Below are 21,967 nucleotides of genomic sequence, written 5' to 3' on the forward strand. Positions count from 1 at the left end.
GACCACTCCGCATGACCTTCGCAGTCCACGGCCTTCCCGTCGCCCGTGGCATCGCCATCGGCCGCGCGGTGCTGGTGGTGTCGAGCCGCATCGACGTGGCCCACTACTTCATCAAGCCCGAGGAGATCGAGACCGAGATCGATCGCGTGCGCACCGCGCGCAACGCCGTGGCCGAGGAGCTGGCCAAGCTGCAGACCAACGTCGCGCAGATGGGTCCGAACGACGCGCCGCACGAACTCGCGGCGCTGCTCGAGGTGCACCAGATGCTGCTGCAGGACGAGGCCCTGAGCGGCGGCGTCAAGCACTGGATCAGCGAGCGGCTCTACAACGCCGAATGGGCGCTGACCACGCAGCTCGAGGTCATCGCGCGCCAGTTCGACGAGATGGAGGACGAGTACCTGCGCGAGCGCAAGGCCGACCTCGAGCAGGTGGTGGAGCGGCTGCTGCACCGCATGAAGGGCACGGCCGCGGTGCTGGCGCCGAGCCCGCCGCGGCGCAAGCGCGCCTCGTCCGACGAGGACGACGACCTCACCGCGGGCGACGGCATCGACGTGCCGCTGGTGCTGATCGCGCACGATCTCTCGCCGGCCGACATGCTGCAGTTCAAGAAGAGCGTGTTCGCCGGCTTCGTCACCGACGTCGGCGGGCGCACCTCGCACACCGCGATCGTGGCGCGCAGCATGGACGTGCCGGCCGTGGTCGGCGCGCGCACCGCGAGCCAGCTGGTGCGGCAGGACGACTGGGTCATCATCGACGGCGATGCCGGCGTGATGATCATCGATCCCTCGCCGATCATCCTGGCCGAGTACGGCTTCAAGCAGCGCCAGGGCGATCTCGAGCGCGGGCGCCTCGCGCGGCTGCGCCACAAGCCGGCCGTCACGCTCGACGGCCAGCGCGTCGAGCTGCTCGCCAACATCGAGATGCCCGAGGACACGGTGGGCGCGATGAAGGCCGGCGCGGTCGGCGTGGGCCTGTTCCGCAGCGAGTTCCTGTTCATGGGCCGCGAGTCGTCGGCGCGCCAGACCCGGCTGCCCGACGAAGAGGAGCAGTACCAGGCCTACAAGCGCGCGGTCGAGGGCATGCAGGGCATGCCGGTCACCATCCGCACCATCGACGTGGGCGCCGACAAGCCGCTGGACAACAAGTCCGCCAACAAGCAGGAGCACCTGAATCCCGCGCTCGGCCTGCGCGCGATCCGCTGGAGCCTGGCCGATCCCGCGATGTTCCTCACGCAACTGCGCGCCATCCTGCGCGCGGCCGCGCACGGCGAGATCCACCTGCTGATTCCGATGCTCGCGCATGCGAGCGAGATCCGCCAGACGCTGGCGCTGCTCGCGCTCGCGCGCACCGAGCTCGACAACCGCGGCGCGGTGCACGGCCAGGTGAAGCTCGGCGCCATGATCGAGATCCCGGCCGCGGCGCTCACGCTGCGTACCTTCCTGAAGCACTTCGACTTCCTCTCGATCGGCACCAACGACCTGATCCAGTACACGCTGGCGATCGACCGCGCCGACGAGTCGGTGGCGCACCTCTACGACCCGGCCCATCCGGCGGTGCTGAAGCTGGTGGCCGACACCATCGCTGAGTGCCGGCGCCAGGGCAAGGCCGTGGCGGTGTGCGGCGAGATGGCGGGCGACGTGGCCTTCACGCGGCTGCTGCTGGGCCTGGGGCTGCGCAGCTTCTCGATGCATCCCTCGCGCATCCTCGCGGTCAAGCAGGAAGTGCTGCGCGCCGACACGAGCAAGCTCGAGACCTGGGCGCGCTCGGTGGTCGACTCGGACGATCCCGGCGCCATGCTCGCGGGCTGAGCGCCGCGCGCTTCAAGCCCGGCGCAATAAAACGAAACACGCCGAAACCGCGGCGAAAGGACTTGCCGCGCGCCGGCAAGCACGATCAGGCCTTCTCTTCACCAACCCTGAAAGGCCCGATCCATGAAGCTCTCCCTGACCCAGGCTGTCGCCGTCGCCTCCTTCGCCATGCTCGCCGCCGCGGGCGCCAAGGCCGAAAGCTATGACGGCGTGCACCAGGCCGTGTCGGCCAAGACCCGCGCCGAGATCAACGACGAAGCCGTGCGCGCCGCCGCGGCGCCGAACCAGAACGTGACGCGCGGTTCGCGTGGCCCCGAGACCGTGGCGCGCTCGACCGACCGCGCCAGCGTGGTCGCCGAGGCCGTGCGCACCGCGGCCGCGCCCGACCAGAACGTGGGCTCGGGCTCGCGCGTCAACAGCAAGGTGATCTCGACGCTGCAGAACCCAGTGGACGCACGCGCCGCCGCCTCGCGCGACGCCAGCAAGCTCTGAGCGACGCGTTCTCCCGCAGCCCCCCGAAACGAGCGACGCACCCGGCGTCGCTTTTTCGTTTCGGCCGCTCGAACATCGCGTCGCAATAAAACGAAACACGCCGATACCGCGGCGAAAGGACGCCAGGCTGCCCCGAAAGCACCATCGAGCTTCCTCCTCCAACACACACAAGGACCCGTCATGAAACACTGGATCAAACGCACGCTCTTCGGTTTTGCCGGGCTCGCCGTGGTGGCCGGCAGCGTCGCCGGCTGCGCCGGTCATCGCCACGGCTGGAACGGCGACAGCGCCGAGTTCCGCGCCAAGATGGTCGAGCGCGTGGGCAGCAAGCTCGACCTCGATACCGCGCAGAAGCAGAAGCTCACCGTGCTGGCCGAGAAGCTGCAGGCGCAGCGTCAGGCCCTGCGCGGCGCCGACGGCGCGGGCGATCCGCGCTCGCAGTTCCGCGCCCTGTTCGCGGGCAACAAGCTCGACCAGGCCGGCGCCACCCGCCTGGTCGACGAGAAGACCGCGGCGCTGCGCAATGGCAGCCCCGAGATCATTGCCGCGGCGGCCGACTTCTTCGACCACCTGAACCCCGCGCAGCAGCAGAAGGTGCGCGAGTTCATGGAGCGCGGCGGACGCCGCTGGAGCCGCCAAGGCTGATGCACCGGCGGCCCCGTCCCGCGGGCGGGGCCGCCTTCCGTTCCTTTCGGGGCCCGGCGCCCTCCACCTGATGCGAGCACACCATGAAGACCATCGAACCGAACCTGGGCGACCTGATCGCGCTGCGGCGCCAGGCCGCGCGCCGCGCGAGCGATGCCGCGACCGAGATGCGGGAAGGCGCCGCGACCGGCGGCGTGCGCACCACGCTGCGGCTCGAGTCGCTGGCCGTGCTGGCGGGCGCGCTGATCGCCTACGACCGCACCGGCGGCGGCTGGGGCCTGTTCGCGCTGCTGTTCCTGCTGCCCGACCTGTCGATGCTCGGCTACCTGGCGGGGCCGCGCATCGGCGCGCGGGTCTACAACCTCGCGCACTCGTACCTGGTGCCGCTGGGCATCGGCGCGCTGGGCCTGCTGGTGGCGTTGCCCTTCGCGCTGCCGCTGGCGCTGATCTGGGCCGCGCACATCGCGTTCGATCGCGCGCTGGGCTTCGGCCTCAAGTACGACGCGGGCTTCGGCTTCACGCACCTGGGCCGCGTCGGAAGGCAGGACCCATGGTGAGCGAAGCGATCCACGCCGATGCCGAGCGCCCGGTGCTGCGCCCCGCCGCGGCGCGCACCTGGCTGCTGGCCGAGGCGCTCGCGCTCGGCACCGCCTCGGCCGTGCACGCGGGCCGGCTGATCCCCGGCTTCGCGCATGCGCAGGCACGCACGGCCGAGGCCGTGATCGCGCTGGTGCTGGTGGGCGCGGCGATCGCGAGCTGGCTGCGCCCGGCCTGGACGCGCTGGTTCGCGATCCGCGCCCAGGGCTTCGCGCTGCTCGGCACGCTGGTCGGCTTGTTCACCATCGCGATCGGCATCGGGCCGCAGACCGTGCCCGATGTCGCCTATCACCTGGTCCTGCTCGCCGCGCTCGCGGCCGGCCTCGTCGTGGCGGTGCGATGCCGGGCGGGTTGATCATCAGCCAGCTCCTGGCCAGAAGGCACAATCCGCCCATGCCGCGCATCCTGCTGATCGACGACGACGAGCACCTCGGCGCGCCGCTGGCGAGCTATTTCGCGCGCTTCGGCTGCACCCTCGAGAGCGCGGTGCGGCCCAGCGAAGGCCTGGCGCGGCTGCGCGCCGAGAGCTTCGACGCCGCCATCCTCGACGTCATGCTGCCCGAGATGGACGGCTTCGCGCTGTGCCGCGAGATCCGCAAGGAGAGCGACATCCCGATCGTGATGCTGACCGCGCGCGGCGAGGTGATGGACCGCGTGGTCGGCCTCGAGCTCGGCGCCGACGACTACGTGCCCAAGCCCTTCGAGCCGCGCGAACTCGTGGCGCGCGTGCAGACCATCCTGCGGCGCCAGCGCGTCGCGCCGCCCGCGGCCGCCTCGTCGCAGCAGCGCGTGTTCGACGGCCTGGCGATCGACCTCGACCGGCGCCTGGTGCTGCGCCAGGGCGAGCGCGTCGACCTCACGGGCACCGAGTTCGAGCTGCTGGCGCTGCTGGCGGCCGAGCCCGGCAAGGTGTTCAGCCGCGACGACATCCTCAACCGGCTGCGCGGCCACGAGGCCGAGCTCTACACGCGCGCGGTCGACATCGTGGTGAGCCGCCTGCGCAAGAAGCTCGAGCCGCTGGACTGCATCAAGACCTTGCGCAACGCGGGCTACGCGCTGGCCGTGGCGCCCGGCGAGCCTTCTTCATGAACTTCCGCCGCCGGGAACGCCGCGATCGCGAGGGCGCGTGGCACGCCTTCGCCTGCCGCCGCGACGAGCTGCACCGGCAGTGGCATGCGCAGTGGCACGAGAAGGTGCAGGGCAAGCGCCGCTGGCGCCGCTCGCTGCGCATCCGGCTGGTGATGATGTTCGTGCTGCTCGCGGTGGTCATGACCGGCGTGTTCCTCGCGGGCATGAAGAAGTCCTTCTCCACCGGCTGGGCCGAGTCCGCGCAGCCGATGCTGGTCGACTACGCCGACCGGCTGGTGGCCGAGCTCGGCACGCCGCCCGACGTGTCGCGCGCGCAGGCGCTGGTCGACCGCCTGCCGATCACCATCCGCATCGTCGGGCCGACGGTCAACTGGGATTCGAACCCCGGCGAACACGGCACGCGCGGCGGCTGGATGCGCGACCACGACGAATCGACATGGGGCGACAAGTGGTTCATCCGACCCACGGCCGACGGCCACCGCGTGATCTTCGGCTGGGCGCCGCGGCTGTGGCAGATCGCGCCGCGCGCGGCCGGCTGGGCCACGCTGAGCCTGCTGCTGCTGCTCGTGGTGCTGGGCTATGCCTACGTGAGCCGGCTGCTGCGGCCGCTGATCGACATCCGCGAGGGCGCGCAGCGCTTCGGCCGCGGCGACTTCGAGCGGCCGATCCCGGTGCGGCGCAACGACGACATCGGCGATCTCGCGGAGCACATCAACACCATGGCCCACGACATCCAGGCCATGCTCGATGCCAAGCGCGGCCTGCTGCTGGCGCTGAGCCACGAGCTGCGCTCGCCGCTCACGCGCGCGCGGCTCAATGCCGAACTGCTGCCGGCCACGGCCGAGGGCCGGGCCGAGCGCGAGGCGCTGCTGCGCGACCTCAACGAGATGCGCGACCTGATCAGCGACCTGCTCGAGAGCGAACGGCTCGCGAGCCCGCATGCGGCGCTGCAGCGCGAGCGCATCGACCTCGCGGCGCTGGTGCGTGAGACCGTGGCCGAGATGCCGGCCGCGCGCGAGGTCCACCTCGACCTCGCCGAGGGCCTGCCCGCGCATTCGGTCGACCGCATGCGCATCCGCCTGCTGGTGCGCAACCTGCTGGACAACGCGCTGCGCTACAGCACCGAGGCGCCGCGTCCGCCCAGCGTGTCGGTGCGCGCGGTGCTCGAGGGCCAGGCGCAGGGCGTGGAGATCGAGGTGCGCGATTTCGGTCCGGGCGTGGACGAGGCGCAGCTCGAGCGGCTGACCGAGGCCTTCTACCGCACCGACGGCGCACGCCAGCGCGCCACCGGCGGCGTCGGCCTGGGCATGTACCTGTGCCGGCTGATCGCCGAGGCGCATGGCGGCAGCCTGCGGGTGCGCAATGCGTCGCCGGGTCTGCAGATCGTGGTGCGGCTGGGCTGACGGGCTCCCGAGCGGGAAGGCCGGGCTGTCGCCTGCGCTACGCGCGGCCCCGCGCCGCGCGGCTAGCATGCGCCGCTCAGCCACACCGGGGCGCGGCCCCATCTCAGGAGACGCTTCATGACCGACACCACCGCACTCGTCAACCACCAGGTCCGCCTCGCCAAGCGTCCCGAGGGCGCCGCCACGCGCGAGCACTGGCGCTTCGGCAGCGAGCCCGTGGCCGAGCCGGCCGAGGGCGGCGTGCTGGTCAAGACGCTGTCGCTGTCGCTCGACCCGGCCATGCGCGGCTGGCTCAACGATGCCAAGAGCTACATCCCGCCGGTCGAGATCGGCGCCGTGATGCGCGCGGGCGGCGTCGGCCGCGTCATCGCTTCGAAGAACCCGCAGTTCGCGGTCGGCGACACCGTCTACGGCACGCTCAACGTGCAGGAATACATGCTGATCCCGCAAGAGGAGATCAAGCGCAACGGCTTGGTGAAGATCGACCTGCGCGTGGGCAGCATCACCCAGTGGCTCAACGTGCTGGGCATGCCCGGCATGACCGGCTACTTCGGCCTGATGGACGTGGGGCAGCCCAAGGCCGGCGAGACCGTCGTGATCTCGGGCGCCGCCGGCGCGGTCGGCCAGACCGTGGGCCAGCTGGCCAAGATCAAGGGCTGCCGCGTGGTCGGCATCGCGGGCGGCGAGGCCAAGTGCGACTGGGTGGTCAAGGAGCTGGGCTTCGACGCCTGCATCGACTACAAGGCCGGCGCCGCCGCCGTGCGCGACGGCCTCAAGCAGCACTGCCCCAAGGGCGTGGACATCTACTTCGACAACGTCGGCGGCGAGATCCTCGACCTCGTGCTCGCGCGCATCGCGCGCAAGGCCCGCATCATCATCTGCGGCGCCATCAGCCAGTACAACAACGCCAACAGCATGCCCGCGGCCGGCCCGCGCAACTACCTGAGCCTGCTGGTGAACCGGGCGCGCATGGAAGGCATCGTGGTGTTCGACTACGCCGACCGCTATCCCGTGGCCATCGCCGAGCTGGCGGGTTACCTGAAGGAGGGGCGCATGAAGAGCAAGGAAGACATCGTGCAGGGCCTCGATACCTTCCCCGAGGCCCTGAACCGGCTGTTCAGCGGCGCGAACTTCGGCAAGCTGGTGCTGCAGGTGGCGACCGAGTGAAGGCAGCTCGGTAGTATTTGGCAAAACTTTCGTATCGAAAAGTTTGCATTTGGCTTTAGTTCACAAACGGTTGATTAACAATGTCAACCACTGTCAACTGAGGCCAAAACGTCTTCTTCTCCTAGGAATTGGTTAATAGACTGCGCGCTGCCTTGTCAAGGCATTAGTCTTTTTGTTAACAATCCCCAGGGAATCCAGATGCGTAAATTCTTCAAGCTGGCGGCGCTGGCCGCTGTTGCCGGTGCGCTGTCGCAAGGCGCGATGGCTGCCGACGGCACCATCAACTTCACGGGCGAAATCGTCGATGCGCCTTGCTCGATCTCGCCGAACAGCCAGAACATGACCGTGCCGCTGGGCAAGGTCGCTCGCACGGTGCTCGACGGCGGCAAGGGCAAGAAGGCCACGCCGTCGAAGTTCACCATCGACCTGCTCGGCTGCGGCGCCACCGCCAAGGGCGCGACCGTGTCGTTCACCGGCACGCCCGACCTCGACGACGCCACCAACCTGCGCCTGGCGAATGCCGGCCAGGTCGGCGTGACCACGGCTTCGGGCGTGGCCATCGAGCTCGGTGACTCGGCCGCCACCAAGATTCCGCTCGGCTCGGAATCGGCGCAGTACGTGCTGGGCCAGGGCGACAACGCCCTGAAGTTCCAGGCCGTGTACGTGTCGACCAAGGACACCGTGACGGTCGGTCCGGCCAACTCGGTGGCCCAGTTCACGGTCAACTACAAGTAAGCCGCCCTCGCGGAAATCCGGCCCCTGCCCGTTGGCGGCAGGCCTTGCCGGATGGCCGCACCGAACCGACGCGGCCGCCTCGCGTGGCGCGCCGCTTCGGCCGGTTTTTCCATCACCCGTTTTTTCCGCCGGTGCGCCGCGTGCGCCGCCGTGCGGGGGTGCGCCCGGACGCCAGCGTCCGCCGTGCCGAGGAACCCGTCGTATGTGCAGCAAGAATCGAATTCGTTGGACCCTGGGCATCGTGGCGATGCTGTGCCTCCAGTGGCCGGCCGCGGCGGGCGTGATGCTCGGCGGCACGCGCGTCATCCTGGGCGAGAAGGACCGCGAAGCCTCGATCCCGGTGAAGAACACCGGCACCTCGCCTTACGTGGTCCAGGCCTGGATCGACGCCGGCGAGGGCAGGAACAAGACCCCGATGCTGGTCACGCCGCCGCTGTCGCGGCTCGATCCCGGCATGGAGAACATCCTGCGCATCATGCGCGTGGCGGGCGAACTGCCGGCCGACCGCGAATCGGTGTTCTGGCTCAACGTGAAGGAGATTCCCGAGCGTTCGAAGGACGAGAACGTGCTGCAGATCGCGGTGCGCAGCCGCATCAAGCTGTTCTACCGGCCGAGCGGCCTGGGCGGCAAGTCCGAGGAGGCCCGCGCGCAACTGCAGTGGGCGGTGGCCGGCGGCGCGCAGGGCGCGGTGCTTCGAATCGGTAACCCGACGCCCTACCACGTGACCTTCACCGGTCTCAGGATCAATGGCGGCCAGCAGGACATCAACGCCGACATGGTGCCGCCCTTCGGCGAGTCGCTGTATCCGCTGACCGCGGTGAAGGCACCGCAGGCGATCCAGGTCAACTTCACCACGCTCAACGACTACGGCGGCGAAACCCCCGAGGAGCTGGTGCGCGTGCCCGCGGGCGATGCGCCAGTGGCCGTGAAGGCCGAGCTGGTGCCTGTCGCGGCGGACGCCGCGAAGCGCTGAGGAAGGCGAGCCGAGCCATGCGCCGCCGCGTGCCCACCTTCCCCGCGCTGCGTCGCGCGCCGGTCGCCGCCGCGCTGCTCGCGGGACTCGGCATGCACGGCGCCCATGCCGCACCCGCGCCGCAGAAGCAGCAGCTCGCCGCTTCGAGCTTCAACGAGGAATTCCTCGGCATCGGCGGCGACCAGCCGAATGCCGACCTCTCGCTGTTCTCCTTCGGCAACCGCGTGCTCGCGGGCAAGTACACCGTCGACGTCTCGCTCAACGAGCGCGGCGTGGGCCAGAGCGAGGTCCGCTTCGAGGACAGGGAAGGCACCAACGACGCCGTGGCCTGCCTCACGCGCGGCCTGCTCGACGGCTGGGGCGTGAACGTCGCCGTGTTCCCGGCGATCGCCGCTGCCGCCGACGAAGTCTGCATCGACCTCGCCGGCGCCATTCCCGAATCGAAGCTCAGCTACGACGCCGGCCGCCAGCGCCTGTTCCTGAGCATTCCGCAGGCCGCGCTCAAGCGCAGCGCGCGCGGCGCCGTGGGCCCCGAGAAGTGGGACAGGGGCATCACCGCCTTCATGCTGGACTACCAGCTCAACCACTCGCGCTTCAGCGGCAGCGACTACCGCAACGACAACCCGCTGACCAACCCGCAGCTCAACGTCTTCGATGCCGCCGATCCGTTCAACCGCAACCGCAACACGCTCCAGCGCAACACCTTCTTCGCGGGCGTGCGCGCGGGCTTCAACTGGGGCGACTGGCGCTTTCGCCACTACTCGACCTACAACCGCGGCCTGGACGGCCAGAGCCGCTGGCAGGGCGTCACCAGCTACGCCCAGCGCGACCTGGCCCCGATCAACGGCCAGCTGCTGATCGGCGACGGCAACACGCCCGGCAACTTCTTCGACAGCCTGCCGTTCCGCGGCGTGCAGCTGTCCTCCGACGACGCCATGCTGCCCGACAGCCTGCAGGGCTACGCGCCCACCATCCGCGGCATCGCCCAGACCAATGCGCGCGTCACCGTGCGGCAGAACGGCTACATCGTCTACAGCACCTTCGTGGCGCCCGGGCCCTTCGTGCTCGACGACCTCTATCCCACCGCCTCGAGCGGCGACCTCGAGGTGACGATCACCGAGGCCGATGGCCGCCAGACCAGGTACACCCAGGCCTTCTCGGCCGTGCCCACCCTGCTGCGCGAGGGCACCTGGCGCTACTCGGCCACCGTGGGCAAGTACCGCAACGGTTACGACAGCGTGAACGCCAACCCGCTGCTGCCGAGCCAGGCGCCGGCCGAGCCGGTGTTCCTGCAGGCGACCCTGGCGCGCGGCCTGCCCGACGAGTACTCGGTGTACGGCGGCCTGATCGCCGCGCGCAAGTACCAGTCGGGCCTGGTGGGCGTGGGCAAGAACATGCGCGCCTTCGGCGCCGTCTCGTTCGACCTCTCGGCCGCGCGCACCGTCGACCGCTTCGACAAGACCTACAACGGCCAGTCGCTGCGCTTCCTCTATTCGAAGGCCTTCGTCGACTCGGGCACCAACTTCCGCGTGGCCGGCTACCGCTACTCGACCAGCGGCTACCGCACCTTCCAGGAAGCGGCGCAGATGCAGGGCCTGCTGCTGCCCGACAACTTCAACAGCCGTCGCAACGAGCTGCGCTTCGAGCTCTCGCAGCAGATCGGCAGCTGGGGCTCGGTGTTCGCCTCGGCGCGCCAGCAGACCTACTGGGGCACGCCCGCCAAGGACCGGCTGGTGCAGGTCGGCTGGTCGGGCAACTACAAGCAGTTCGGCTACAGCGTCTTCTACAACCACAGCACCAACAACGGCGGCATCAACAGCTTCGGCGCCGGCACGGCCCGCCCGGTCAACCGGCAACTGATGGTGATGGTCAGCATCCCGCTGGGCGACACGCGCGCCAGCGCGCAGTACACCGTGAGCCGCGACAGCGACGGGCGCCTCAACCAGCAGGCCAGCGTCTACGGCAGCGCCTTCGAGGACAGCCGGCTCAACTACAACGTCACCGCGGGCCACTCGAACGTCGAGGGCCAGGGCTCCAACGGCAGCGCCAGCGCGAGCTACCTGTCGCCCGTGGGCCGCTTCGATGTCGGCCATTCGCAGGGCAAGGGCTACGGCCAGACCACCTTCGGCATGTCGGGCGGCCTGCTGGCGCACGGCGGCGGCCTCACCCTGTCGCAGCCGCTGGGCGAGACCATCGCGCTGGTGCAGGCGCCCAAGGCCGGCGGCGTGGGCTTCGAGTCGCAGCCGGGCGTGGCGACCGACAGCGCGGGCAATGCCGTCATCCCGAACCTGAGCCCGTACCGGCTCAACCGCCTCGCGCTGCGCACCGGCGACCTCGGCGACACCGTCGAGGTGAAGAACGCGGCGATGGAGGTGGTGCCCACGCGCGGCGCCGTGGTGGTCGCGAAGTTCGAGACCTCGGTGGGCTTCCGCCTGCTGATGACGCTGAGCGACGCGAAGGGCCGCGCCTTGCCGCTGGGTTCGAAGATCGAGAACGAGGCCGGCCAGGAGGTCGGCATCGTCGGCCCCGACGGCCAGGCCTTCGTGACCGGCGCGGGCCAGAGCGGCCATCTCACGGTGCGCTGGGGACAGGGCGCCAACGACCAGTGCACGGTGGCCTACAGCCTGCCCGAGGACGCCAACCCGCCGCCGATCCGCGAACTGGCGGGGCAGTGCAGCGGCCCCACGTCCGTGCCGTTCGCGACATTGAAAGGAGCGCGATGAGCGCCAGCACGCCGTCCCGTTTCATCCTCCCCGCGCTCGCGCTGCTGTTCGGCGCGCAGGGCGCCTGGGCCGAGTGCCGGGTGACACCGGGCTACATCGAGAAGACGGTCAACATGGCGATGGGCCGGGTGGTCATTCCGAACGATGCCGCGGTCGGCACCATCTTCAAGAAGCAGCTGTTCCCACTGCCCCTGACGGGCACCACCAACAAGCCGTGGACCTGCACCGGCGGCGGCAGCGTGAAGGGCGTGATGCTGCAGGGCACGGCGGTGCCCGGGTACGACCACGTGTACACGACCGCCGTACCCGGCGTGGGCATCCGGCTGTCGCGCTACTTCAGCGACACCGAGGTCAGCTACTACCCGCACGACCGCTCGACCACCACCGACTTCGGCGAGTTCAACGCGGCCTCGCGCTTCCAGGTGGAGCTGTTCAAGATCGCGACGGTCACCGGCAACGGGCCGCTGGCGCAGGGCACCTACACCCAGTACTACGCGGTGGGATCGGACAACCGCTCGGTGCTCACGACCTACCTGCTGGGCGAGGGCATCACCATCATCACGCCCTCGTGCACGGTGGACACGGGCTCGCGCAACATCTCGGTCCAGTTCGGCAAGGTGCCGCAGAGCAACTTCAAGGGCAGGGGCACCACCACGGGCGACCGCAACTTCAATATCAAGCTGAACTGCAGGGCGGGCCAGAACGCGCAGAACACGGTGTACCTGCGCATGGATGCGACCAAGGACCCGGCGGGCGACGATGGGGTGATCCGCATCACCCAGGGCGGCGCCGGCACCGCGACCGGCGTGGGCATCCAGGTGATCGACGGACAGAAGGTGCCCGTCAAGTACGGCGAGGAGGCGCTGGTGGGGCCGTCGAAGGACGGCGACTACGTGCTGCCGTACACGGCGCGCTACTTCCAGACCGGCAATGCGGTGACGCCGGGGCGCGCCGACGGCACGGCGACTTTCACGCTCGACTACAAATAGCCGGATCGGCCCGGCGCGTGCCGGGCCGGGACCGCATTCAGTCCACGTCCGGCCGCATCGGGATGTCGCCCATCGCGTCGTCCTCGCGCAGCCCGCGCGCGGCCTTCAGCAGCTCGATCGACAGTCCGTCGCCGTGGCCCGCGAAGCCCTGCGCGATGCCCTCCAGCGCGGTCGAGAGGCCGAGTTCGCCGTCGGCGCGCGCATCCATGCTGATGTTGAGCACGCGGGCCGCCATCTGGCGGTAGGTGACGGCGCCCGCGCCCTCCAGCGCCGCGACCAGGTCGAGGTACAGCGCCAGGTTCATGTCGAACACGAGCTTGGGGGTGATCTCGAAATCCTCGTTGTTGTTCTTCTTGTCCATGCGGTGACTCCTTTCTTCGGGAGTCACCACTCTAGCCACAAAAAGCGCGCGCGCCCGTCGGACACGGGCGATGTTGCGCCGCACGCACGCATCCGGTGCCGCCACTGCGCGCCGTCACCCCAGCCGCAGCAGCAGCGCCGAGGCCGCGCACACCAAGAGGAAGGGCACGCTCAGGCGATGGAACTCGCGCAGCCCGTTGGGCAGCTTCGCGAGCCGCAGCGCGATCAGGTTGGCGAGCGAACCCAGCACGCAGCCGAAGCCGCCCACGCTCACGCCGGCGGCCAGCGCCGGCAGGTCGTGCACGTAGCGGTCGAGCAGGATGGTGGCCGGCACGTTGCTGATGAACTGCGAGCTCACGATCGCCGCCAGGTAGGCGCGCCAGCCCTCGGCGATCGGCCATTGCGTCATCAGCGCGGCGATGAAGGGCAGCTCGGCGAGCTGGCGCAGGTCGACGAACATCAGCGCGATGATCGCGAGCAGCGCCCAGTCGACGTCGCGCAGCACGCGGCGCTGGAACAGCAGGTAGGCGCCGAACACCACCGCCAGGCCCGCGGCCAGCCAGTGCCGGTCGAGCGCGACCACGAAGCCCACGAACAGCAGGCCCGACAGCGCCAGCAGCCGCGGCTGCACCGGCGCGCTGTCGGCCGCGGGCTTGAGCGCGATGGCGGTGCGCGGCACCAGCAGCCAGACGGCGGCGAACAGCCAGAACAGCATCACGCCCACGGTCGGCGCCATCATCCCCATGAAGCCCGCGAAGCTCTCGCCGCTGCGGTGCCACAGGTAGAGGTTCTGCGGATTGCCGATCGGCGTGAGCGCCGAGCCCGCGTTGACCGCCAGCGCCTCCAGCACCACCAGCCGCGCCAGCGGCAGGTGCGCCTGGGTGGCGAGCACGCGCGTGAGCGGCACCAGCAGGAACAGGCTGACGTCGTTGGTGACCAGCGCCGACAGCACGGCGGCGCTGGCCACGAGCAGCAATGCGAGCTGGCGCAGGTTGGTGGTGCGCGCCAGCAGGCGCTGCGCGGCCGACTGCAGCACGCCGCTCTTCTCCACGCCCTGCGTGATCGCGAGCAGGCCCGCGAGCGCGCCCACGGTCTGCCAGTCGATCAGCTGGAGCCAGTCGAGCGGCGCGCGCGGCCGCACGAAGGCGAACAGCACCGCCACCGCCACCAGCACCCACAGCAGGCCGTTGCCGCCGCCCTCGTGCGGCGGGGCGGTGTCCGCGGCGGCGGTGGCGGGGGGCAGGGCGGACGCGGCGGTGTCTTTGGTCATGGAGCGGCGGTGGTCAGGGCGGCGGGAGCGTGCGCGGTGCGCGCGTCCCGCCCCCGAGTTTCGGGCATGGCGAGCGCGAACAGCGCGAGCGCGGCGGCGGCGATGGCCGCGAGCACGACGAAGGCGGTGCCGTAGCCGGCCGCGTGCGCGATGCTGCCCGCCAGCAGGTTGCTGAGCGCCGCGCCCAGCCCGACGCAGGCCGCGCCCAGGCCGAGCGCGAAGTTGAAGTGGCCGCTGCCGCGCGTGAGGTCGCCGATCATCAGCGTCAGCATCACGCCGAAGATGCCCGCGCCGATGCCGTCGAGCACCTGCAGCGCGAGCAGCGCGGCGGGGCTGTCGGCCAGCAGGTAGAGCAGCCCGCGCACCGGCAGCACCGCGAAGCCGACCAGGAACACCGGCTTGCGCGCGAGCCGCGGCGCCCAGCGTCCGACCGCCATCGCGATCGGGATGGTCACCAGCTGCGTGACGATCACGCCGGCCGACAGCCACAGCGTGGCCGCGGCGCCGGTGCGCGAACCGACCTTCTGCGCCACCAGCGTCAGCATCGCGGCATTGGCTAGGTGGAACAGGAAGGCGCAGGCCAGCAGCACGACGAGGCGGCGGTCGTGCCAGCGGACGGTGCCCGGGGTGAGGTCATCGGATGGCGCGTCGGCGCCGCGCGCCAGCCGCGGGTCGACGTCGCGGTCGCGGATCAGCAGCGCCGCCGCGATGGTCGGCAGCGCCATCGCCACCGCATAGAAGAACATCGCGCGCGGCCCGAAGGCATGGCCGACCCAGCCGGTGCCCAGCGCCCACAGCACCGTGCCGGCCGCGGTGATCGCGGCATTGCGGCCGATGCGCGCGTCGAGGCCGGCGCGGCCCACCATGCCGAGGCTGGTGGCCGCGAGGGCGGGCGCGACCAGCGTGCCCGCGGCGCCGATCAGCGACTGGCCCGCGAGGATGGTGCCGTAGAGCGGCCACTGGGCCATCGCCACCAGGCACAAGGCGATCAGCGCGACCGCGCCCGCGATCCAGCGCGGCTTGCGGCGCACGCTGTCGATCAGCGCGCCGGCCGGCGCCTGCACCGCCAGCCCGACCAGCGCCGAGACGAACATCACGCTGCCGATGCGTTGCGGATCCCAGGCCAAGGTGCCGGCCATGAAGACCACCAGGAACGGGCCGACGCCGCCCTGGATGTCGGGTGCGAAGAAGGCCAGCGCATCGAGGGCGCGCAGGCTGCGGCGGGAGGGCGCGGTCGTCATGGCGGGGCGGGGCCTAAGCTCAGGAAGCCGGGCCGCGCGGGGCGGGGCGCGGACCCGGGCCCACGCCAGGACCTGCGCCCGGCCCTGCGCCAGGACGCGGACCGCGCAGCACCTCGGCGACCGTGTCCGCCGTCGGGCCCAGGCCGGTGGCCTCGAGCGCCGTGCCCTGCGCGCCGCGCGTGCCCCAGCCGCGCGCATGGAGCTCGGCGCCCGGCTTCAGCTGGTCGCGATACATCGCGCCCACGTGCGGCGGGAAGCGCACGATGGTCTGGTCGGCCAGCAGCACGCCGCGCACGTCGCCGCGGTCGGTGTAGAGCAGGCGCTCGATGCGGCCCTGCGCGCTCAGCGCATCGAGCGCGCCCGGATCGCGCAGCGGCCGCGGCGGCGCCATGCCGGGCGCGGGCGGGGTGTCGACCAGGCTGCGGCCCTTGGCTTCGAGCGAGCGCATGCGCAGCACCGGCACGCCGGGCGCGCGCCAGCCGCCGACCTGCACCGTGTCGCCGGGCTGCAGCAGTTGCATCGCGTCGGCCGACAGGTGCGGCGGGAACGCGACCTGGGTGCCGTCGGCCAGCAGCAGGCCGTCGGCCTCGCCGCCGGGATTGAGCAGGAAGCGCTGCACGCGGCCGGTGACGACCGTGCCGGCCTCGGGCGCGGCGGCCGCGGCCACGGGGCCGGCGGCGGCAGGGGCGCCGGGCGGCGGGGGCGGCAGCTGGGCGAAGGCCGAGCCGCCCGCGAGCAGGAAGGCGGCGGCGAGGAAGGGGGTGCGGACTGTCATGGGAAGCTCCTTGCGGGTGAATGTCCCCAGGACATCTCACGCAACGTGCCAGCACCGAAACCCTTTGAAATCAACGACTTGCGAGCGCCGCCGCGGCGGCATCCGGATGATCCGGGGACAGCGGGCGTCCGCTTTCCGGACACCGCGTCACTCGAGGCCGTACTGCGTCAGCTTGCGATAGAGCAACTGGCGGTGGATGCCGAGCCGGCGCGCCGCCTCGGCCCGGTTGCCCTGCGCCTGCGCGAGCGCATGCGCGATCAGCAGCCGCTCCAGCCTCTCGACGGCCACCGGCAGCTCGCCCTCGAGCCAGTCCGCGGGCAGCGCCGGCGCGGCATCGGCGGCCGGCGCGGCACCCAGCGCGGCGGCCAGGTCGGCCTCGCCGATCAGGCGGTGCCGCACCAGCGCCTGGCAGCGCTCCATCGCGTTGCGCAGCTCGCGCACGTTGCCGGGCCAGGGGTGGCCGAGCAGGCGCCGGGCCGCCTCGGCCGACAGCGACTTCGGCGGCTCGGTCGCATCGCGCGGAACCGCGCGGCGCAGGAAGTGCTCGGCCAGCGGGATGATGTCGGCCAGCCGCTCGCGCAGCGGCGGCAGGCGGATCGACAGCACGTCGAGCCGGTACAGCAGGTCCTCGCGAAAGCGCCCTTCGCGCACGGCCATGCGCAGGTCGCGATGGGTCGCGGCGACCACGCGCACGTCGACCTTCACCGTGCGGTGCCAGCCCAGCGGCGTCACCTCGCCTTCCTGCAGCGCGCGCAGCATCTTGGCCTGCACGTCGAGCGCCATGTCGCCGATCTCGTCGAGCAGCAGCACGCCGCCGTCGGCCGCGCGGAAGCAGCCGAGCCGCTCGCCGGTGGCGCCGGTGAAGGCGCCGCGCACATGGCCGAACAGCTCGCTCTCGAGCAGCTCCTTCGGGATGGCCGAGCAGTTGATGGCCACGAAGGGCCCGCCGGCGCGCGCCGAATGGCGGTGCAGCGCGCGCGCCACCATCTCCTTGCCGGTGCCCGTCTCGCCGAGCACCAGCACCGGCATCGCGCTGGCAGCGGCCAGGCCGATGCGCTTGTGCACCTCGCGCATGGCTTCGCTCGGGCCGATCAGTTCGGAGTCGTCCGCGTCGTCGGGCGCGGCCGAGGGGGCAGTCGCCGTGCGCTGCTGCAGCGCGCGCTCGAGCACCTCGCGCACCGCCTCGCGGCCGATCGGCTTGGCCAGGTGGTCGAAGGCGCCCAGGCGCATCGCCTCGATGGTGTTGCCCGCGCTCGAGAACGCGGTCAGCACGATCACCGGCGGGAGCCTGCCCGCGCGGGCGCGCAGCGCCGAGAGCGTCTGCAGGCCGTCCATGCCGGGCATGCGGTGGTCGAGGAACACGGCGTCGAAGCGCGTGCGCGCGAGCGCCTCGATGGCCTCGGCGCCGCCGGCCACGGCCGTCACGTCGTGGCCCAGGCCCTCGAGGGTTTCGGCCAGCGTGTCGCGGAAGGCGTCGTCGTCGTCGACGATCAGGAGGTGCGCCATGGAAGCTCCAGTTCGAAACGGGTGCCCGGCGCCAGCGGCAGGTGGCGCAGCTCGCCGCCATGCGCCAGCGCCACCTCGCGTGCCAGCGCCAGGCCCAGGCCGGTGCCGTCGGCGCGGCCGGTGGCGAAGGGCTCGAACAGGCTGGCCTGCAGCGACTCGGGCACGCCCGCGCCGTCGTCATCGACGCGCAGCGCCAGCGTGCGCGCATCGGGCTGCGCGGCCGCGAGCACGACCTCGCCGCCGCGCGGCGCATGGCGCACGGCGTTGTCGAGCAGGTTGTCGATGGCGCGCGCCAGGTGCACGGGGTCGAACACGGCGCTGTCGGGCGCCTCGTGCCGCAGCACGAGCCGCACGCCCGCGGCCTCGGCCTTCGGCGCCACGGCCGCCAGCCGCTCCTCGAGCCAGCGCGCGAGCGGCACCGGCACCGGCGCCAGCGTCACCGGCTGCACCAGCGCCAGCAGGCTCTGCACCAGAGCGTCGAGCCGGTCGATCTGGCCGACGATGGCCTGCAGCGCCGGGCCTTGCCGTTCGGGCGAGGCGGCCAGTGCGTTCTCGGCCTTCAGCCGCATGGTGGCGATGGGGTTGCGGATCTCGTGCGCGATGCCGCCCGTCATGCGGCCCAGCGCGGCCAGCCGCTGGTCGCGGCTGCGCTGCTGGGCGGCCGCGCGCAGGTGGGCGCGCGCCTCCTCGAAGCGCAGCCGATAGCGGTTGAAGCCGTCGACGATGCGGTCGAGCTCGCGCACGCCGGTGCGCGGCAGCTCGGGCATGGCGTCGCCGTCGGCGTCGGCCTGGGCCAGCCGGCCCTCGAGGCGCTGCACGTGGCGCAGCCCGCGCAGCAGGATCGAGCCCAGCCACAGGCCCGAGGCCAGCACCAGCAACAGCAGCACGCCGAGCCCGGTGCGCAGGCTGTCCTGGGCCGCGAGCGCGCCGCCGTTGGTGCGCGTCATGGTCCAGGCGGCGAGGTCGTCGGCCGGTGCGGGCAGCGGGCAGGCCGAGACGATCAGCGCCTCGCGGCTGCCGCGCACCACGTCGGTCTGCGGTTGGCGGGTGCGCGCCGCGAGCTGCGCCAGCTGGGCGATCAGCGGCTGCTCGGCCGCGGGCACGTCGCGCTTGACGCCGCTGCCCTCGTAGGTCGGGTAGGCGTAGGCCAGCGGGCCGTCGACCGCATGCCAGACGCCGCCCTCGACATGCGGCGCCTCGATCAGCACGAGCTGCAGCAGCACGCGCAGCAGGTCGACCTCGGGCCGCGGCGGCGCGGGCGCGGCGATCGACTTGGCGTAGCGCGCCGCGATCGCGCGGCAGGACTGTTCGGTGGCGGCGCGCCCGGCCGCCACCTGGGCGCCCGCGCTGCTGCGGTAGAGCGTGAACATCACGACCGCGAGCGCGGCGCACATGCCGAGCAGCAGCACCCAGAAGAAGACCAGTTGACCGCGCAGCGATTTCATCTGCCGCGATCCTGCCCGGTCTTCGGTGCGCGGCGCGTCAGCCGCGAACGCGTTCTCGCAGCTCGCGCTTGAGCACCTTGCCGATCGCGCTGCGCGGCAGCTCGTCGATCAGTTCCAGGCCCGCGAGCCGCTGCGTCTTGCCGACCTGGGCATTGGCCCATTGCAGCAGCGCCTCGGCGGCGGTGGCATCGCCCTCGCGGCGCACCACGAAGGCCATCGGCGTCTCGCCCCATTGCTCGGAGGGCACGCCGACCACCGCCACGTCGGCCACGGCCGCATGGCAGCGCAGCACCGCCTCGAGATCGCTCGGGTAGATGTTGAAGCCGCCGCTGATGATCATGTCCTTCTTGCGGTCGAACAGCGTGAGGAAGCCGTCGGCATCGAAGCGGCCCACGTCGCCGGTGCGGATGAAACGCTTGCCCGTCGCGTCGAACCATTCGGCCTCGCGCGTCTTCTCGGGCTGGCGGTGGTAGCCGGTCATCATGCCGGCCGAGTGGCCGACCACCTCGCCGGCCACCTCGGTGTTGCCGGCCGGCAGCTCGCGGCCTTCCTCGTCGATCAGCCGGATGTCGCTGCCCGGCGCCGGCTGGCCCACGGTGTGCAGCTTGGTCGGATGCAGGTGGGCCTCGAGGATGCAGGTGCCGCCGCCCTCGGTCATGCCGTAGAACTCGATCAGCCCTCCGGGCCAGCGCGCGAGCACGTCGGCCTTGAGCGCCGCATTGAAGGGCGCGCTGGTGCTGAACTTGAAGCGGTAGGCCGAGAGGTCGTGCGCGTCGAAGCGGGGATGCGCCATCAGCCGCTGGTACTGCACCGGCACCAGCATGGTGTGGGTCACGCGGTGCCGTTCGGCCAGCTGCAGGTAGCCGAGCGCGTCGAACTTCGGCATCAGCACCACGCAGCCGCCGAAGGCCAGCGTGGGGAAGAACACGACCAGCGTGGTGTTCGAGTACAGCGGCGTCGACAGCAGCGTGACGGTCTGGCTGTCGTACGCGTACTTGGCGCCGCGCTGCACGTGGGCCCAGCGCATGCCGTGGCCCTGCACGATGCCCTTGGGCTCGCCCGTGGTGCCCGAGGAATAGATGATGTTGAAGGCCGTGCCGGGCTGTACGTCGGCCGCCTCGGGCGTGGCGCCTTCGGGCGCGAGCCAGTCGGCCAGCGAGCGGCCGATGGCCGAGCCGTCGAGCGCCACGCGCGCGATGCCGCCGGGCTGCGCCGCACCGATCACCTCGGCCGCGCCCGCGTCGGCGAAGAGGAGGCGCGCATCGGCGTCGGAGATCATGCGCGCCAGGCTGGCCGGCGTGGAGCCCGGGGCCAGCGGCGCCACCGCCACGCCCGCGCGCAGCGCGCCGAGGAACACGGCCGCGTAGTTCACCGACGAGGCGGCGCAGACCGCGATCGCGTCGCCGGCGCGCAGGCCGTCGCGCTGCAGGCTGGCGGCGATGCGGTCCATCAGCGCGTCGAGCGCGCGGTAGTCGAGCTGCTGCGCGGCGTCGGCGAGCGCGGGGCGCTCGGGGGTGTTGTGCGCGTGGAAGCGGATCAGGTCGGCGATCACGCCGAAGTCGCGTTCCATCATGGCCTGAAAGGAAGCGTCGGAAGAAGCGGGAGAGGCGGAAGCGGATTGCTGCAAGGTCGGATCCTCGGTCGTTGCCGGCCGTGCAGGATAGCGAAGATGCCCCGCGCCCGGTGAGCCCGAGGCGACGGGCCGCGCCATGAAAAAAGCGGCCCGGAGGCCGCTCGTTGCAGGGGGCTCGCGCGGCTCAGACGCCGGCCGCGTGCGCCTGCTGGTCCGCGTGGTAGCTCGAGCGCACCATCGCGCCGACGGCCGCGTGCGAGAAGCCCATCTTGTAGGCCTCTTCCTCGAACATCTTGAAGGTGTCGGGATGCACGTAGCGGCGCACCGGCAGGTGCGAGCCCGACGGCGACAGGTACTGGCCAATGGTCAGCATGTCGATGTCGTGGGCGCGCATGTCGCGCATCACCTGCAGGATCTCCTCGTCGGTCTCGCCGAGGCCGACCATGATGCCGCTCTTGGTCGGCACCTCGGGGTGCAGCGCCTTGAACTTCTTCAGCAGGTTGAGGCTGAACTGGTAGTCGCTGCCCGGGCGCGCTTCCTTGTACAGGCGCGGCGCGGTCTCGAGGTTGTGGTTCATCACGTCGGGCGGCGCGGCCTTGAGGATCTCGAGCGCGCGGTCGTCGCGGCCGCGGAAGTCGGGCACCAGGATCTCGATCTGCGTCATCGGCGAGAGCTCGCGGATGTTGCGGATGCAGTCGACGAAGTGCTGGCTGCCGCCGTCGCGCAGGTCGTCGCGGTCGACGCTGGTGATCACCACGTACTTCAGGCGCAGCTTGGCGATGGTCTTCGCGAGGTTCAGCGGCTCGTCCTTGTCGAGCGGATCGGGGCGGCCGTGGCCCACGTCGCAGAACGGGCAGCGCCGCGTGCACTTGTCGCCCATGATCATGAAGGTGGCGGTGCCGTTGCCGAAGCATTCGCCGATGTTCGGGCACGACGCCTCTTCGCAGACCGTGTGCAGGTTGCTCTCGCGCAGGATCTGCTTGATCTCGTAGAAGCGCGTGGTCGGGCTGCCGGCCTTGACGCGGATCCACTCGGGCTTCTTGAGCACCTCGCCCTGCTGGATCACCTTGACGGGGATGCGCGAGAGCTTGGCCGCGGCCTTCTGCTTGGCCAGCGGGTTGTAGGTTTCGGCGCTCTGGGCGTCGCGGACGACTTCGGTGGTGCTCATTGGAGTTC

The 21,967-nt window shown here is 71.3% G+C and carries 20 protein-coding genes; 12 read left to right on the plus strand and 8 right to left on the minus strand.

Annotation, left to right across the window (positions count from 1 at the left end; genetic code table 11):
- Window positions 1-11 precede the first annotated feature (11 nt).
- From ptsP to INQ48_02730, 12 genes are all read left to right on the plus strand, one after another.
- Window positions 12-1,808: a phosphoenolpyruvate--protein phosphotransferase gene (gene ptsP / locus INQ48_02675; protein QRF58194.1), complete on the plus strand. Its 1,797-nt coding sequence runs from the start codon at window positions 12-14 to the stop codon at window positions 1,806-1,808.
- A 123-nt stretch (window positions 1,809-1,931) separates the two neighbouring features.
- Window positions 1,932-2,300, plus strand: a complete 369-nt coding sequence (locus INQ48_02680) for a DUF4148 domain-containing protein (GenBank protein QRF58195.1) — start codon at window positions 1,932-1,934, stop codon at window positions 2,298-2,300.
- A 180-nt stretch (window positions 2,301-2,480) separates the two neighbouring features.
- Window positions 2,481-2,945 (plus strand): Spy/CpxP family protein refolding chaperone, encoded by a 465-nt coding sequence (locus INQ48_02685; protein QRF58196.1) that lies wholly within the window; start codon window positions 2,481-2,483, stop codon window positions 2,943-2,945.
- 83 nt (window positions 2,946-3,028) lie between these two features.
- Window positions 3,029-3,502: a DUF4260 domain-containing protein gene (locus tag INQ48_02690; protein QRF58197.1), complete on the plus strand. Its 474-nt coding sequence runs from the start codon at window positions 3,029-3,031 to the stop codon at window positions 3,500-3,502.
- Window positions 3,496-3,897 (plus strand): hypothetical protein, encoded by a 402-nt coding sequence (locus INQ48_02695; protein ID QRF58198.1) that lies wholly within the window; start codon window positions 3,496-3,498, stop codon window positions 3,895-3,897. The genes INQ48_02690 and INQ48_02695 overlap by 7 nt, the downstream gene beginning before the upstream one ends.
- A gap of 38 nt (window positions 3,898-3,935) precedes the next feature.
- Entirely contained in the window at window positions 3,936-4,631 is a 696-nt protein-coding gene (locus INQ48_02700) for a response regulator transcription factor (protein QRF58199.1), read from the plus strand.
- The gene (locus INQ48_02705; protein ID QRF58200.1) at window positions 4,628-6,034 is read left to right on the plus strand and encodes a HAMP domain-containing histidine kinase; all 1,407 of its coding nucleotides are present in this window, start codon (window positions 4,628-4,630) and stop codon (window positions 6,032-6,034) included. The genes INQ48_02700 and INQ48_02705 overlap by 4 nt, the downstream gene beginning before the upstream one ends.
- Before the next feature lie 117 nt (window positions 6,035-6,151).
- A complete protein-coding gene (locus INQ48_02710; GenBank protein ID QRF58201.1) occupies window positions 6,152-7,201 on the plus strand; it encodes an NADP-dependent oxidoreductase in 1,050 nt (349 codons plus the stop codon).
- A 198-nt stretch (window positions 7,202-7,399) separates the two neighbouring features.
- Window positions 7,400-7,936, plus strand: coding sequence for a fimbrial protein (locus INQ48_02715; protein ID QRF58202.1), 537 nt, complete (start codon window positions 7,400-7,402; stop codon window positions 7,934-7,936).
- 202 nt (window positions 7,937-8,138) lie between these two features.
- Entirely contained in the window at window positions 8,139-8,909 is a 771-nt protein-coding gene (locus INQ48_02720; protein ID QRF58203.1) for a molecular chaperone, read from the plus strand.
- A gap of 17 nt (window positions 8,910-8,926) precedes the next feature.
- On the plus strand, window positions 8,927-11,632 hold the full coding sequence (locus INQ48_02725) for a fimbrial biogenesis outer membrane usher protein (GenBank protein ID QRF58204.1): 2,706 nt from the start codon (window positions 8,927-8,929) through the stop codon (window positions 11,630-11,632).
- On the plus strand, window positions 11,629-12,621 hold the full coding sequence (locus tag INQ48_02730; GenBank protein QRF58205.1) for a type 1 fimbrial protein: 993 nt from the start codon (window positions 11,629-11,631) through the stop codon (window positions 12,619-12,621). The genes INQ48_02725 and INQ48_02730 overlap by 4 nt, the downstream gene beginning before the upstream one ends.
- A 37-nt stretch (window positions 12,622-12,658) precedes the next feature.
- On the opposite strand, the gene INQ48_02735 is transcribed toward INQ48_02730, so the two are convergent.
- The 8 genes from INQ48_02735 to lipA form a co-directional block, all read right to left on the minus strand.
- A complete protein-coding gene (locus INQ48_02735) occupies window positions 12,659-12,982 on the minus strand; it encodes a hypothetical protein (GenBank protein QRF58206.1) in 324 nt (107 codons plus the stop codon).
- Between the two features lie 114 nt (window positions 12,983-13,096).
- Window positions 13,097-14,251, minus strand: a complete 1,155-nt coding sequence (locus tag INQ48_02740) for a citrate transporter (protein QRF58207.1) — start codon at window positions 14,249-14,251, stop codon at window positions 13,097-13,099.
- The gene (locus tag INQ48_02745) at window positions 14,248-15,492 is read right to left on the minus strand and encodes an MFS transporter (protein ID QRF58208.1); all 1,245 of its coding nucleotides are present in this window, start codon (window positions 15,490-15,492) and stop codon (window positions 14,248-14,250) included. The genes INQ48_02740 and INQ48_02745 overlap by 4 nt, the downstream gene beginning before the upstream one ends.
- Window positions 15,493-15,511: 19 nt before the next feature.
- Window positions 15,512-16,267 (minus strand): hypothetical protein, encoded by a 756-nt coding sequence (locus INQ48_02750; GenBank protein QRF58209.1) that lies wholly within the window; start codon window positions 16,265-16,267, stop codon window positions 15,512-15,514.
- Between the two features lie 147 nt (window positions 16,268-16,414).
- On the minus strand, window positions 16,415-17,773 hold the full coding sequence (locus INQ48_02755) for a sigma-54-dependent Fis family transcriptional regulator (protein ID QRF58210.1): 1,359 nt from the start codon (window positions 17,771-17,773) through the stop codon (window positions 16,415-16,417).
- Window positions 17,758-19,218: a HAMP domain-containing histidine kinase gene (locus INQ48_02760; GenBank protein QRF58211.1), complete on the minus strand. Its 1,461-nt coding sequence runs from the start codon at window positions 19,216-19,218 to the stop codon at window positions 17,758-17,760. Before INQ48_02760 ends, INQ48_02755 begins: the two co-directional genes overlap by 16 nt.
- A 37-nt stretch (window positions 19,219-19,255) precedes the next feature.
- Complete coding sequence (locus INQ48_02765) at window positions 19,256-20,788, minus strand: acyl--CoA ligase (GenBank protein QRF60580.1); 1,533 nt, start codon at window positions 20,786-20,788, stop codon at window positions 19,256-19,258.
- Window positions 20,789-20,975: 187 nt separating this feature from the next.
- Window positions 20,976-21,959, minus strand: coding sequence for a lipoyl synthase (lipA, locus tag INQ48_02770; protein ID QRF58212.1), 984 nt, complete (start codon window positions 21,957-21,959; stop codon window positions 20,976-20,978).
- Window positions 21,960-21,967: the final 8 nt, after the last annotated feature.

Origin of the sequence: Variovorax paradoxus (assembly GCA_016806145.1) — a bacterium.
Taxonomy (GTDB): domain Bacteria; phylum Pseudomonadota; class Gammaproteobacteria; order Burkholderiales; family Burkholderiaceae_C; genus Variovorax.

Excerpts from the sequence above, each read along its gene's own strand:
- INQ48_02710 (QRF58201.1), top strand. The coding sequence starts at position 6,152 with ATGACCGACACCACCGCACTCGTCAACCACCAGGTCCGCCTCGCCAAG.
- INQ48_02695 (QRF58198.1), top strand. The coding sequence starts at position 3,496 with ATGGTGAGCGAAGCGATCCACGCCGATGCCGAGCGCCCGGTGCTGCGC.
- INQ48_02730 (QRF58205.1), top strand. The coding sequence starts at position 11,629 with ATGAGCGCCAGCACGCCGTCCCGTTTCATCCTCCCCGCGCTCGCGCTG.
- INQ48_02700 (QRF58199.1), top strand. The coding sequence starts at position 3,936 with ATGCCGCGCATCCTGCTGATCGACGACGACGAGCACCTCGGCGCGCCG.
- INQ48_02750 (QRF58209.1), bottom strand. The coding sequence starts at position 16,267 with ATGACAGTCCGCACCCCCTTCCTCGCCGCCGCCTTCCTGCTCGCGGGC.
- ptsP (QRF58194.1), top strand. The coding sequence starts at position 12 with ATGACCTTCGCAGTCCACGGCCTTCCCGTCGCCCGTGGCATCGCCATC.
- INQ48_02735 (QRF58206.1), bottom strand. The coding sequence starts at position 12,982 with ATGGACAAGAAGAACAACAACGAGGATTTCGAGATCACCCCCAAGCTC.
- INQ48_02755 (QRF58210.1), bottom strand. The coding sequence starts at position 17,773 with ATGGCGCACCTCCTGATCGTCGACGACGACGACGCCTTCCGCGACACG.
- INQ48_02720 (QRF58203.1), top strand. The coding sequence starts at position 8,139 with ATGTGCAGCAAGAATCGAATTCGTTGGACCCTGGGCATCGTGGCGATG.
- INQ48_02765 (QRF60580.1), bottom strand. The coding sequence starts at position 20,788 with ATGGAACGCGACTTCGGCGTGATCGCCGACCTGATCCGCTTCCACGCG.
- INQ48_02760 (QRF58211.1), bottom strand. The coding sequence starts at position 19,218 with ATGAAATCGCTGCGCGGTCAACTGGTCTTCTTCTGGGTGCTGCTGCTC.
- INQ48_02685 (QRF58196.1), top strand. The coding sequence starts at position 2,481 with ATGAAACACTGGATCAAACGCACGCTCTTCGGTTTTGCCGGGCTCGCC.
- lipA (QRF58212.1), bottom strand. The coding sequence starts at position 21,959 with ATGAGCACCACCGAAGTCGTCCGCGACGCCCAGAGCGCCGAAACCTAC.
- INQ48_02680 (QRF58195.1), top strand. The coding sequence starts at position 1,932 with ATGAAGCTCTCCCTGACCCAGGCTGTCGCCGTCGCCTCCTTCGCCATG.
- INQ48_02740 (QRF58207.1), bottom strand. The coding sequence starts at position 14,251 with ATGACCAAAGACACCGCCGCGTCCGCCCTGCCCCCCGCCACCGCCGCC.
- INQ48_02745 (QRF58208.1), bottom strand. The coding sequence starts at position 15,492 with ATGACGACCGCGCCCTCCCGCCGCAGCCTGCGCGCCCTCGATGCGCTG.
- INQ48_02690 (QRF58197.1), top strand. The coding sequence starts at position 3,029 with ATGAAGACCATCGAACCGAACCTGGGCGACCTGATCGCGCTGCGGCGC.
- INQ48_02715 (QRF58202.1), top strand. The coding sequence starts at position 7,400 with ATGCGTAAATTCTTCAAGCTGGCGGCGCTGGCCGCTGTTGCCGGTGCG.
- INQ48_02725 (QRF58204.1), top strand. The coding sequence starts at position 8,927 with ATGCGCCGCCGCGTGCCCACCTTCCCCGCGCTGCGTCGCGCGCCGGTC.
- INQ48_02705 (QRF58200.1), top strand. The coding sequence starts at position 4,628 with ATGAACTTCCGCCGCCGGGAACGCCGCGATCGCGAGGGCGCGTGGCAC.